This window comes from Zestomonas ipomoeae, assembly GCF_057128665.1.
Genome location: NZ_JBSKHQ010000001.1, coordinates 624,474 through 637,002 on the forward strand (window position 1 = coordinate 624,474; position 12,529 = coordinate 637,002).

Consider the following 12,529-nt stretch of genomic DNA (forward strand, 5'->3'; position numbering starts at 1 on the left):
AAATTCGCACTTGAAATATACAGACCGGTCTGTCTATTATCCAGCCCAGATCGCCCCCAACCGCCAAGGAGAGTCACCATGCGCCTTCACGATTTCACCCTGTCCGGCAACAGCTACAAGGTCCGCCTGTTCCTCAGCCTGCTGAAGCTACCGGCCGAGATTCGCCAGGTCGACCTGCGAGGTGGCGAACAGAAGCGCCCCGACTTCCTCGCGCTCAACCCGCGTGGCCAGGTGCCGACCCTGGACGACGGCGAGATGCGCCTGGGCGATTCTCAGGCGATCCTCGTCTACCTCGCCCGACGCTATGGCGCGGACAACTGGTACCCGCTGGACGCCGAAAGCCAGGGCCGTATCGCCAGCTGGCTGAGCTTCGCCGCCAACGAGATGCAACACGGCCCCGCCATGGCACGGGTCGGCAAGCTGTTCGGCAGGCCCGTCGCCCCGGACACCGAGGCCCGCGCCCTCCAGGCCCTGGAACAGCTCGAGTCCCACTTGGCGCAGCATCGCTGGCTGGCCCAGGGCGAGCTACCGAGCATTGCCGATCTGGCGGTCTACCCTTATGCGGCGCTGGCCGGTGATGGCGGTATCGACCTAGCCCCCTATCCGCACCTGCACGCCTGGTTCGGCCGCCTGCGCGAGCTGCCCGGCTACATCGCCATGCCGGGTCTGTAGACCCGAACGCGCAAGGAGCCCCCCATGCACAGCCCCTTCCACGCCGGAGAGCAGGCGATCCAGACCCGCGTCGGCGTTCGCGACAAGGTCGAAGCCTTTGGCAGCCGGGCGATTCGCCCGTACATGCCCGAGCAACACCGCGAGTTCTTCCAGACGCTGCCGTGCCTGTTGGTCGGCAGCATGGATGCCGACGGCCAGCCACTGGCCTCCATGCTCTGGGGCGAGCCGGGCTTCGCGCGCTCACCGGAACCGACGCTGTTGCGCGTCAACGCCCTGCCCCAGGCCGACGACCCGCTCTGCGGCCGGCTGCAGACGGGCAATCGCCTGGGTGTGCTCGGCCTGGAACTGCCGACCCGGCGGCGCAACCGGCTCAATGGCCGCCTGGTGGAAAGTGACGCCGGCGGCTTCACCCTGGAGGTCGAGCAGTCCTTCGGCAACTGCCCGAAATACATCCAGGCACGCGACTGGCAGGCGGCGTCGCGCAGCAAAGGTCCACTGGAGCAAGGCCAGGGCCACGATCCGCGTTGGCTGGGCCAAGTGGCGGCCGCCGACACCTGCTTCATCGCCAGCCAGCACCTCGACCCGCAGGCCGGCGGGGTGGACATCTCCCACCGCGGCGGCCCGCGGGGCTTCGTGCGCCTGGGCGAAGACGGCCGGCTCTGGCTACCCGACTACAGCGGCAACTTCATGTTCAACACCCTGGGCAACCTGCTGCTGGAACCGCGTTGCGGGCTGCTGTTCGTCGACTTCGCGACGGGCGACCTGCTGCACCTGCAGGCCCACGCGCAGCTGTACTGGCCGGACCAACTGCACTCCGTCGGCGAACCGCTACCCGCCGGTGCGGAACGGCTGATCGCCCTCAGCGTCGGCCACTGGCGCTTGCGTCGCGCACGCCTGCCCCTGGCCTTTGGTGCGCCCGTTGCCTCTCCTTTTCTACCCGTTCAAGGACACTGACCATGCGTTTGCTCGCCAGCCTCCTGCTTGCCCTGCTGAGCCTGCCCGGTCTCGCCGCCGACCTGCGCTTCAGCCTGGTAAAGACTTCCTCAACCGAAACCCTGGACGCCTTCACCGTGGAGGGTGGCCAGTGGACCGAAAAGGCCACCGCCAACCACGTCGCGGTCCTGATCGAGCATCACGCCGCCACGCTGCTGTTCGACACCGGCCTGGGGCGCCAGGTCGATGCGCAGTTCGACAGCGAAATGCCGTGGCTGGACAAGCCCTTGCTGCGCTATGGCCCGGTGGTTCCCACCCGCGACCAGCTGGACCGCGACGGTATCCGCGTCGACCGCATCCTGCTGTCCCATGCGCACTGGGACCACGCCTCCGGCCTGGCGGACTTCCCCGAGGTGCCGGTCTGGGCGCCATATGAAGAAATCGAGTTCAGCCAGATAGCCGCCCCACCCGCGGTGCTTCCCAGCCAGTTCAAGCATGGCGTGAAGTGGGTCCCGCTGCCGATGACCGGCGAACCCTTCATGGGCTTTGCCAGCAGCCACGATCTGTTCGGCGACGGCAGCCTGGTCCTGGTGCCGCTGACCGGCCATACGCCGGGCTCGGTCGGCCTGTTCCTCACCTTCGCCGACGGTCGGCGATTCTTCTTCACCGGGGATGCCAGCTGGCGCCTGGAGGGCTTCACCGGGCCGAAGGAAAAATTCTGGTTCAGCCGGCGCATGGTCGACAACGACCGCGAAGCCACCCGCCAGGTGCTCGAACAGGTCCATGAACTGCTGGCCAAGGAGCCCGACCTCACGGTGGTGCCCGCCCACGACGCCCGCGTACATGCAGGGCTGGCCTTCTACCCGCAGTGGGTCGAATAACGCCCGACTAAGGTCTAAAGGCCACCATCGTCCCTCCCGTGGTTTATTCGCTGCGCCGTAACCGGCCGGTCACAAAGTGGCCGGCCGCCAGCCCACACACGAGGAGACAACAATAATGAGCAAGACTCCCCTCGCCCGTGCCGTGGCTCTCGCCACGCTGGGCGCCAGCCTCACCCTGCCGGACCTGGCCCGAGCCGACTTCATCGACGACAGCAAAGCCAGCTTGCAACTGCGCAACTTCTACATGAACCGCGACTTCCGCCAGGGCACCTCGGCCCAGCAAAGCAAGGCCGAGGAATGGGCACAGGGCTTCATCTTCAAGGCGGAGTCCGGCTACACCGAGGGCACGGTCGGCGTGGGCGTCGACGTCTACGCAGGCCTCGGCCTGAAGCTCGACTCGTCGGACGCTCGACGCGGCACCGGCCTGCTGCCCAACGACAATTCCGGCGGCTCCCAGGACCAGTACGGCGAAATCACCGGTGCGGTGAAATTCAAGGCGTCGAAGACCGAGCTCAAGATCGGTGGCCTGATGCCCAAGCTGCCGATCGCCTCCTCCGGCGATTCGCGCCTGCTGCCGCAGACGTTCACCGGCGGCATGCTCAGCTCCCAGGAGTTCGACGGCCTCAGCCTCAACGGCGGCCAGTTGCGCCAGGTCAATTTCCGCAACTCCACCGACTACCAGGATATGCGCGCCTCCAACTACGGCGCGGCAGAGAGCGATCGCTTCAACTACGCCGGCGGCGACTACAAGTTCAACGGCGGCAACACCACCGTCGGTCTGTGGTATGCGGAACTGCAAGACATCTACGACCAGAAGCTCTACAACCTGGTCCACATCCAGCCGCTGGGCGACTGGAAACTGGGCGCCAACCTGGCCTACTTCGACTCCAACGACAACGGCCGGCACCTCGCCGGCGGCATCGACAGCAACCTGACCTCGGTCAACCTGTGGGCCGGCTACGATGCCCACACCTTCCGCCTCGGCTACCAGCGCAACGGCGGCGACAGCGCCTTCCCGTTCCTGCAAGAGAGCGATCCGTACATCGTCAACTACCTGCAGATCCTCGACTTCACCCGCGCCGAGGAGCGCTCCTGGCAAGCCCGCTACGACGTCGACTTCGGCAAGCTCGGCGTGCCGGGCCTGTTGGCCTTCGTGCGCTACGTGAAGGGCGACGACTTCCAGGTCGGCGGTAGCGACGGCGAAGAGTGGGAACGCGACATCGACATCAGCTACACCCTGCAGGAAGGCCCGCTGAAGAACCTCGGCTTCCGCCTGCGCAACGCCATGGTGCGCTCCGACGCCACCCGTGATATTGACGAAAACCGCTTCATCGTGTCCTACACCATCCCTCTGATGTAACCGCGGAAACGAAAAGCCCGCTCCACGGAGCGGGCTCGACTCGGAACAACCTACGGCCCGAGAACCGTGCCGGTTCGGTAGGTTGGGTTGAGGGCGCTTTTCCCGAAGCCCAGCCAGCGGAGCCGAGTGAGCCCCACTGTGCCGACCTTGGCAGCGCCCCAGCGAATCAGGAGTAGGTACCGCTTTAGTCCTGGCTGATCGCACCGATCTTGTGCACCGACAGGTCGGCGCCGTTGTATTCCTCTTCCTGGCTCAAGCGGATACCCAGCAGCGCCTTGATCAGGCCATACACGGCAAAGCCGCCGAGCAGTGCCACCACCACGCCGAGGCCGGTGCCGATCAATTGGCTGGCCAGGCTCACGCCGCCAATACCGCCAAGCGCCTGCTGGCCGAAGATGCCGCAGGCGATGCCGCCCCAGACGCCGCAAAGGCCGTGCAGCGGCCAAACGCCGAGCACGTCGTCGATCTTCCAGGTCACCTGAGTCGCAGTGAACGCCCAGACGAACAGGGCCCCGGCGACCGCGCCGGTGGCCAGCGCACCAACCGGGTGCATCAGGTCGGAACCGGCGCACACCGCCACCAGGCCGGCCAACGGGCCGTTGTGCAGGAAGCCTGGGTCGTTGCGGCCGATCAGCAGGGCCGCAACGGTGCCGCCCACCATCGCCATCAACGAGTTGACCGCCACCAGGCCGCTGATGCCCTCGACCGTCTGCGCACTCATGACGTTGAAGCCGAACCAGCCGACGATCAGGATCCACGAGCCCAGCGCCAGGAACGGAATGTTGGACGGCGCGAACGCCACCAGCCGGCCGTCGCGATAGCGTCCGTTGCGGCGTCCCAGCAGCAATACCGCCGCCAGCGCCAGCCAGCCGCCCATCGCGTGCACCACCACGGAGCCGGCGAAGTCATGGAAGCCGGCACCGAACCGCTCCTCCAGCCAGGCCTGGAAGCCGTAGCTACCGTTCCACACCATGCCTTCGAAGAAGGGATAGACGAACGCCACGATCAGCGCCGTGGCGCAGAGCTGCGGACCGAACTTGGCGCGCTCGGCGATGCCGCCGGAGATGATCGCCGGGATCGCCGCGGCGAAGGTCAGCAGGAAGAAGAACTTGACCAGGCCATAGCCATGGTCGGCGGTCAGCGCCGACGCAGGCTCCAGGAAGGTCACGCCATAGGCCACCCAGTAGCCGACGAAGAAATACGCCAGGGTCGACACGGCGAAGTCGGTGATGATCTTCGAGAGCGCATTGACCTGGTTTTTCAACCGCACCGTGCCCACTTCGAGAAAGGCGAAGCCGGCATGCATAGCCAGCACCATGACGGCGCCCAGCAGGATGAACAGCGTGTTGGAGCCGTGGATCAGGGTTTCTACGGCACTACTGAGATTTTCCATCAGGATTTTCGTCCCCAAGGCAGAAAAGCACCAAAACAGTTCCCGCCGCCTGTTTGCGCACCAAAAGAAAGCAGTCGCTTTTCCTCTTCGGGCGCTCACTTGCACGCTCAAGGGGCACGACGGCCCGGAGAAATTTCACCGAAACGAATTTTTCCCCTTCTGCTCAAGCGGCACGGCTGGAAACAGACAGTCCGCACGCCCCTTCCAATGCCTCTATACGGGGCATGGCCAAGATGGCGCGCACCAAGGCGATGCAATGGCTGTACCAGATGGAGGGTAAATTAGTCGGGAACCTTGCCAAGCCAAGGGGCTCGAAAAAAGTAAGCAGTGTCACACCCGCCTGCATTCTCGCGGGCCAGCAGCGGAGAAGGAGAAGCATCATGACTGCACCGAACCCGACCATACCCGGCAATTCCCAAGGCGCCCCCATCGACAAGGAAGAGCACAAGCGCAACCTGCAGCAAGCGCAGAGTGCCTTGATCGATGAGTTCCACACCCTCATCGGCGATACCGAGAAATTGCTCAAGCACACCGCAGACGTTGCCGGCGGGCAGGCCGAAGAGCTGCGCATCAAGATCAACGAAAACATCGGACGCGCCCGGCAGATGCTCAAGGAAAACGAGGAGAGCCTGCGCGAGCAGGGCCGCGCTGCCATGCAGGCGACCGAAGAATACGTGCACACCCACCCCTGGCAATCCATCGGTATTGCCGCTGGCGTCGGTTTTCTCGTCGGACTGCTGGCTCGCCGCTAAGGCTCGAAACCATGGATGACATGCTTTCCAACGACGCCCCGAAGCCATCGCTGAAACGCCTCGGCGGCGCCTTCGTCGGCCTGCTGCAGAACCATCTGGAGCTGATCAACATCGAGGTCCAGGAAGAGAAGTCGCGGACCTTCCGATTGTTCGTCCTTTCCGGCATGTGTCTGATCTTTGGCCTGATGGTGCTGATCGGGTTGTCCACCGCATTGATCATCGCCTTCTGGGACGAATATCGCCTGACCGTCACCCTGGGTCTGTGCGCCGTCTATGGCGTGGCATTGCTGGTCTGTGCGAGCAAGGCCCTGCAGCTCGCTCACCAGGCCGCATCACCCTTCCAAGCCACCATCGAAGAGCTGGCCCGCAGCCGGGAGCAACTACGCCCATGAGCCTACCGCTATCCACGTCGGCCGAGCGCGCCATGCGCAAGGACCTGGTGCGCCTGCGCCTGGAAATGCATCGCCAGCAGTTGCACTATCATTCGCAACCGCTGCGCCACCCGCTGGAGCAGTTCGTGCAGATGTTCGACAACGGCCGCAGCACGCTCACCGCCAACAAGACCCCGCTGTTGATCGGTGGCGCCGTGCTGCTGGCGCTGTTCGGCCGGCGCATGGGAAAGCTCGGCACGCTGGCCCGAATCGGCCTGACGCTCTATCCGGTCATCCAGGCGCAACGCAAGAAGCACCGGATCGAGCGCGAAGCCTATCGGGAATACGCTCGCTGACCGGCTGCCGGCAGAAGGCGACCCGCGAGTCAATCCAGACCAGGGTCGCAACGACAGCCGTATCCAGCTGGCCGCATTCTTGCACTCGACGAAGGCTCTTATTCAGTAGTCGAGCACCGTACGATGGCGTGCCAGTTGATAAGTGAACCCCGCGCCCACGCGCCGAACCAGGCCGATCCGGCGCTCCGCGGGCAGGCCCTGGCCAGCTTCCAGCCCTTCATCGATACCGCCACCGGTCGCATCGCCGGCATCGAGGCGCTGGGCCGGCTGCGCCAGCCCGACGGTAGCTTGCTGTCGGTCGGCCCCTTGTTCGTCGACCCCAAGGTGTCCCTCGCCGCCCTGCGCCGGCTCGACCGACACATCCGCGACGATGCCCTGCGCCGCCTGCCCGAGGCGCCGGCCGACTGGTTCCTCAGCCTGAACATCTCGCCGCGCTGGATCAGCCGCCTGCGCCCCAACCAGCCACTGCCCAGTCTCAAGCAGCTGGAGCGCCAGGGCGTGCCGCCGCAACGCATCGTCTTCGAGATTACCGAGCTGGGCGGCGCCAGCCATCGCCTGGCCGAGGTGGTGGCGCGCTACCGCGACGCGGGCGCGCGCATCGCCATCGACGACTTCGGCGCCGGCTACTCGCAACTCGACCGCGTGCTGGCACTGCAACCGGACATTCTCAAGCTGGACATGCGCCTGTTCCAGGAAGCCGCGCGCGGTGGACCCAGCGGCGAGGTGGTGAGGGCGCTGGCACAGATGGCCGAGAAGACCGGCTGCTGGATCATCGCAGAAGGCGTAGAAACCGAGGCCGAACTGGACTTCGCCCTGGAATGCGGCGCTCGCTACGTGCAGGGCTATCTGTTCGCCAAGCCGGAGCTGCAGTTCTCCCCTAGCGATGCATTCGTCGAGCGCTTCGCCGCGCTGCGCGACCGCTACGTGCAAAGCAAGCTGGCCGAACGCGCCCACCTGATGACGCTGCGCCGGCAATTGGCGGAACTGATGAATACCCTGCGCCCCTGGGCCGAGGCCGGCGCATTGCCGAGCCAGCTCCCAGCACCTAGCAACGCCCCACGGCTGCTGCGCCTTTACCAGTGCGACCGCCACGGCACCCAGCTCACCCCCAACCTGGAATGGCGCAACGGCACCTGGCAGGAGGACGCTCGCTACCTCGGCCATAACTGGTCGTGGCGTCCCTACTTCTACCAGTTGCTCGCCGAGGGCTGGGAGGAGCGTCGCCTGACCCTCTCGCGCACCTACCGCGACGCCACCACCAACCAGTATTGCCTGACCGCCGGCCAGTTCATCGACAACGGCCGGCGCCTGCTGCTGTTGGACGTCGACGCGGCCGGCCTGTAGCGACGGCTACAAGGTGAAGGTCAGCCGCTCGACCAGCGCGCCCGGCAGCAGCTTGCTGTCCGCATGGCGATAGCCGTAGGTACTGGTGCTGACGCACAGTTGGCGCTCGCGGGTCAGCGCCAGCAGGTGATCGCCGAGCAGGCTGTAAAGGCTGTCGTCGAAACGCATGGCGTCGATCGGCGCGACTATCCGGCCCTCTTCCACCCAGAACGAGGCGAAGCGCGTCATGCCGGTCATGCGCGCCGAGCCGATATCCGACCAGTTCAGGTACCAGAGGTTGCCGATATAGATGCCGGTGCCGAGCGCGGCCAGCACTTCGGCGGACGGCAGGTCGCCCGCCTGCATGTCCAACGAGGCCGGTGCCTCCCACTGGCTGGCGCCGTTGCCGGGCAGGTCGTATTCACGGGACGAGCGCGCACTGACCAGTTGCCCGACCAGTTCGCCGGCGCGCACCAGCACTTGGTCCTGGCGGCGGAAGCCGTCGGCGTTGAAGGCAGGCTCCAGCCCCTGCGACGCCTGCTCGGTCAGCCCCACCAACGGCGACAATCGCGCGCGCTGCAGTTGCATCTGCTGCAACGGGCTCTGGCGGGTGGCCAGGGCACGCGCAGAGAAACCGCCCCAGTCGAGCAGGCCGATGATCTCCTCCATGGCGGCGGGCGCCAGGTACACGCGATAGCGGCCCGGCGCCAGCGTCTTGCTCGGCTTGTCCAGGTGCACCAATTGCTCGCGGGCACGCTGGAACTCGTCCTGCAGGGCCGCCGCACTCCATTCGCTGGCGGCATAGGTGCTCTTCACCGCCTCGCCGGAGCTGGCGAACAGGCTCCAGTCCAGGCTGGCGCTGAGGGCCGCATGCCAGCCGTAGGCGCCCCAGGAGCTGGCAAAGCCCCGATACAGCGGCCCACCGGCGTAAATCCCGACCAGATCGGTCGCCGCACCCAGGGTAGCGACCTGCTCGATCAGCTCGTCCGTCGCCGGCACACTCCCCCGGATACGTCGTTCGCTGCTCCAGGCCTCGTCGTTGACCAGCAGGTACGGATCGACCGGCAGATCGCCCAGCAGCGCGCGCAGCCCCAGCAGGGCCTCACCGAGGCGTCGGCAATCCTCCGAGTGTTCGCCGCACAGGCTGACGTGCTGGCTGGCGTGTCTCCCCTCGCGAATCAGCCGCAGCGTGGCGTCGATCTGCCGGACCTGGGTGGCCTGTCGCACCCGTGCATGGTTGAAGCGGATGAAGTCGGAGTCCTCGGCGGCATACCAGAGGGTGAAATGCTCGTCGGCCAGCAACTGCCCCGAAAGCCATTGGCGCAGCGCCGCGAAGCCGGCGGCGAAGAATGACTCGTCTCTCATGACTGCCCTCCGAACACGTCCACCTGGCTGAACACGCAAGCCGGCGATGCATGGCCGACGGTGATCGCCTGGTTCGGTTCGCCCTTGCCGCAGTTGGCGGTGCCCATGACCTGGAAGGTAGAGGCATCGCCCACCGCCCGCAGATTGCGCCAGAACACGGAGGACACCCCGCGGTAGTTGGGATTCTTCACAACCTGGGTCAGCCGGCCGTGCTCGATCAGTTGGCCCCACTCGCAACCGAACTGGAACTTGTTGCGCGCCTGGTCGATCGACCACGAGCGGTTGGTCGCCATCAGGATGCCGTGCTCGGTGCCGGCGATCAGCTCGTCGAACGTGCGATCGCCCGGCTCCACGTTGAGATTGGCCATGCGGTCGATGGGCGCGCGGTTCCAGTTGCATGCCCGGCTATTGGCCACGCCCGGCAAACCGCTGCGGGCCTGGGACAACGCACCGCCGAGGGGGCGCTGCAGGATGCCCTCGCGGATCAGCCACTGCTTCTGCGCCGGGCTGCCCTCGTCGTCGAAGGCATAGCTGGCCAACTCCGTCGGCACGTCCGGGTCGAAGCTGACGTTGAGCAGGGGCGAGCCATAGCGATAGCTGCCGAACATCTCCGGCGTCACGAAACTGGTCCCTGCATAGTTGCGCTCGTCGCCGAGAATGCGATCCAGCTCCAGGGGGTGGCCGATGGACTCGTGGATCTGCAGCAGCATCTGGTCCGGCATCAGCAGCAGGTCGCGCGGTCCTTCGGGAGTATTCGGCGCCGCCAGCAGTTGCAGCGCCTCGTCGGCCACCTGCGCCGCACGGCCGACGAACGAGGGACCCAGCACAATCCCGGCACCTCCTTGCTGGTTCAGGTCATAGGTGCGCCGCTGGCTCTGCTGTCCATCGAAGGCGGTCACCTCCAGCGCGGGATACAGCAGCCGCTGGCTACGCAGGAGATCATTGCCATAGCGGTCGAGGTACAACTGTTCCTGCTCGACGATGCGCAGGCCACTGGCCCAGTGCACGATGCGAGAATCCTTCGGTACCCGCGCGCACTCCTCCACCAGCAGCTCCAGCCACTCCGCGGTCGAGGGCTGGGCCTGCTGCCATTCAGGGGTGGCATAGCGGGAATGGATGCCGCTGCCACCGACGGAGTCGACCTTGAGCAACGCCCGCTCGCCCACGCCCCGTGCCAGGTGCTTGGCCCGTTGCAGGGCCTGCCGCAAACCGTCCGGGCCGACATCGCTGGTGGCGGCGAACGCCTCCACGCCGTCGAGCCGCACGCACAGCATCGCACCCATGCTCTGCCACCGCGTGGGCGGATCGACCAGATTGCGAGTGACCGATAACACCAGTCCCTGCTGGCGCACGAAGCGCAGGGAATGCAGCGCCGGGTCGCTGGCGCTGTCGGCAAAGAACTGCCGCAAAGACGAGAACACTTCGGACATGGGCTAGCACTTCCTCCGGAATATGGCGGCAAGCTCGCCCGGCGGCCCGGACGGCAGAGCCAGACAGCCGCCGTGATCGACTGCCCGTCGACTCAATCGCGCAACCATTTGCGCATCGCCGGGAACGGTTCGCTGCCCCCCTTGGCCTGGGCGGGCTCAAGGCTCATGCCGAACCACTGTAACAGCGGTACCCCGAAGAAGCGCCCGGCGCAGAAGTTCTCGATGATCACCGCCGACTCGCCGCGATAGCCCTCCGGATGGAACACTACCTCCGGCGCCAGCTCCAGGTGCGTCAGCGCAGCCCACGACCAGGCGATGGCTGCCATCTCGTCGCCGCCACCACGGTCGACGTTGCCGCTCAGCCGCGGCCGCTCCCAAGACGCCACCACGGCCAGATGGCCCGCCTCGTGCAGCAGGTCGCCGGGATGGGCCAGGCGCGCGGGGTCATACAACAGCCGCCCGCCCTCGACCCGGATGCCAGGCAGGAAGGTCACCCCCTGCAACTGCGCCATCTCGCAGGCCAGGCCAATCGAGTCGAGAAAGGCCAGGATTCGCCTCAGCACCGCCCCGCTCTCCGAGCACTCCATTCATCAGTTCCTCCTATACAGACCGGAAAGCCAGCTTGCCGGCCGACTGCAGCGCGAACAAGCCGCCAGAGCAACCGGCGCGAGACTCAGATGACGCTGGCGCGCTCCCCGATGCGAAATACCAGCGCCTTCAGCCCGCTATCGGGATCGATATCGGCGAACTCGGGCGGATTCTCCAGTCGCTGTTCGAAGCTCAGGCTCGGCGCCTCGGCGGCCATGCCCTCGATCAGGAAATCGGGGCCGATATCCGGATCGTTGACGCAGGCCAGCACTGCGCCGTGCTCGGTCAGCAGTTCGGGCAAGCGGCGGAGGATCTTCCGATAGTCCTTGGTCAGCGCGAAGCTGCCCTTCTGAAAGGATGGCGGATCGATGATGACCAGGTCATAGGGGCCGCACTTCCTCACCTTGCCCCAGGATTTGAACAGCTCGTGGCCGAGAAAGGTCACCCGGTCGAGGTCATGCCCGTTCAGCCGATGGTTGTCCCGCCCACGGCTCAGCGGCGCCCTGGCCATGTCCAGGTTCACCACGTGGTCGGCGCCGCCGGCAATCGCCGCCACCGAGAAGCCGCAGGTGTAGGCGAACAGGTTCAGCACGCGCTTGCCGGCCGAGTGGGCGCGCACCCAGTCGCGCCCGTAGCGCATGTCGAGGAACAGACCGATGTTCTGGTTGCGCCCCAGTTCCAGGCCAAAACGCAGGCCGCCCTCGTCGATGGTCCACTCACTGGACGCTTCGCCCAGCAACCATTCGGTCGCGCTATCCGGCAAGTAGCGGTGCTGCAGCAGCAGGCTATGGGCACCGCTATGTTGCCAGGCAGGTGTCTGCGCGACAGCCAGCAACATCGCCTTCAAGGCCGCCACCCCATCCGCGCCGGGATCGCGAAACAACGCCACCAGCAATACCCCTTGTAGCCAGTCGACCGTGATCTGCTCCAGCCCCGGCCAACGCCGCCCGCGGCCATGGAAGAGCCGGCGGGTTTCATCGGGCGGGGAATTCAAAGCGGCGAGCAAATGCTGGTGCAGGGTTTCGACGGCGGCTGGGTTCATGGGACACGACTGCTGGAAAGAAGCCACGCATTCTAGACCAGTGCCGCGCCGCGGCACGGCGCG

At 66.0% G+C, this 12,529-nt stretch carries 13 protein-coding genes; 8 read left to right on the plus strand and 5 right to left on the minus strand.

Annotated elements, in window-relative coordinates; genetic code table 11:
* Window positions 1–78 precede the first annotated feature (78 nt).
* The 4 genes from ACWKV7_RS02845 to ACWKV7_RS02860 all read left to right on the plus strand — a co-directional run bounded on the left by ACWKV7_RS02845 (window position 79) and on the right by ACWKV7_RS02860 (window position 3,846).
* On the plus strand, window positions 79–672 hold the full coding sequence (locus ACWKV7_RS02845) for a glutathione S-transferase family protein (RefSeq protein ID WP_483856113.1): 594 nt from the start codon (window positions 79–81) through the stop codon (window positions 670–672).
* Between the two features lie 24 nt (window positions 673–696).
* Complete coding sequence (locus ACWKV7_RS02850; RefSeq protein WP_483856114.1) at window positions 697–1,626, plus strand: flavin-nucleotide-binding protein; 930 nt, start codon at window positions 697–699, stop codon at window positions 1,624–1,626.
* A 2-nt stretch (window positions 1,627–1,628) separates the two neighbouring features.
* Window positions 1,629–2,486, plus strand: coding sequence for an MBL fold metallo-hydrolase (locus ACWKV7_RS02855; protein ID WP_483856115.1), 858 nt, complete (start codon window positions 1,629–1,631; stop codon window positions 2,484–2,486).
* A gap of 115 nt (window positions 2,487–2,601) precedes the next feature.
* Window positions 2,602–3,846, plus strand: a complete 1,245-nt coding sequence (locus ACWKV7_RS02860; RefSeq protein ID WP_483856116.1) for an OprD family porin — start codon at window positions 2,602–2,604, stop codon at window positions 3,844–3,846.
* A gap of 184 nt (window positions 3,847–4,030) precedes the next feature.
* Here ACWKV7_RS02860 and ACWKV7_RS02865 read toward each other — a convergent pair whose 3' ends face one another.
* Window positions 4,031–5,239, minus strand: a complete 1,209-nt coding sequence (locus ACWKV7_RS02865) for an ammonium transporter (RefSeq protein WP_483856117.1) — start codon at window positions 5,237–5,239, stop codon at window positions 4,031–4,033.
* A gap of 380 nt (window positions 5,240–5,619) precedes the next feature.
* Between ACWKV7_RS02865 and ACWKV7_RS02870 the strand changes: the two genes are divergently transcribed.
* The 4 genes from ACWKV7_RS02870 (at window position 5,620) to ACWKV7_RS02885 (ending at window position 8,062) form a co-directional block, all read left to right on the plus strand.
* Entirely contained in the window at window positions 5,620–5,991 is a 372-nt protein-coding gene (locus tag ACWKV7_RS02870) for an ElaB/YgaM/YqjD family protein (RefSeq protein WP_483856118.1), read from the plus strand.
* Window positions 5,992–6,002: 11 nt separating this feature from the next.
* Complete coding sequence (locus ACWKV7_RS02875) at window positions 6,003–6,383, plus strand: phage holin family protein (RefSeq protein ID WP_483856119.1); 381 nt, start codon at window positions 6,003–6,005, stop codon at window positions 6,381–6,383.
* Window positions 6,380–6,718, plus strand: coding sequence for a hypothetical protein (locus ACWKV7_RS02880; RefSeq protein WP_483856120.1), 339 nt, complete (start codon window positions 6,380–6,382; stop codon window positions 6,716–6,718). The genes ACWKV7_RS02875 and ACWKV7_RS02880 overlap by 4 nt, the downstream gene beginning before the upstream one ends.
* Window positions 6,719–6,856: 138 nt before the next feature.
* Entirely contained in the window at window positions 6,857–8,062 is a 1,206-nt protein-coding gene (locus tag ACWKV7_RS02885) for an EAL domain-containing protein (RefSeq protein ID WP_483856281.1), read from the plus strand.
* A gap of 6 nt (window positions 8,063–8,068) precedes the next feature.
* Here the strand turns inward: ACWKV7_RS02885 and ACWKV7_RS02890 are convergent, their stop codons facing one another.
* The 4 genes from ACWKV7_RS02890 to ACWKV7_RS02905 form a co-directional block, all read right to left on the minus strand.
* The gene (locus ACWKV7_RS02890) at window positions 8,069–9,406 is read right to left on the minus strand and encodes a TldD/PmbA family protein (RefSeq protein ID WP_483856121.1); all 1,338 of its coding nucleotides are present in this window, start codon (window positions 9,404–9,406) and stop codon (window positions 8,069–8,071) included.
* Entirely contained in the window at window positions 9,403–10,836 is a 1,434-nt protein-coding gene (locus tag ACWKV7_RS02895) for a TldD/PmbA family protein (RefSeq protein ID WP_483856122.1), read from the minus strand. Before ACWKV7_RS02895 ends, ACWKV7_RS02890 begins: the two co-directional genes overlap by 4 nt.
* Window positions 10,837–10,928: 92 nt before the next feature.
* Window positions 10,929–11,423, minus strand: a complete 495-nt coding sequence (locus tag ACWKV7_RS02900; protein WP_483856123.1) for a hypothetical protein — start codon at window positions 11,421–11,423, stop codon at window positions 10,929–10,931.
* An 86-nt stretch (window positions 11,424–11,509) separates the two neighbouring features.
* Window positions 11,510–12,466: a class I SAM-dependent methyltransferase gene (locus tag ACWKV7_RS02905; protein ID WP_483856124.1), complete on the minus strand. Its 957-nt coding sequence runs from the start codon at window positions 12,464–12,466 to the stop codon at window positions 11,510–11,512.
* Window positions 12,467–12,529: the final 63 nt, after the last annotated feature.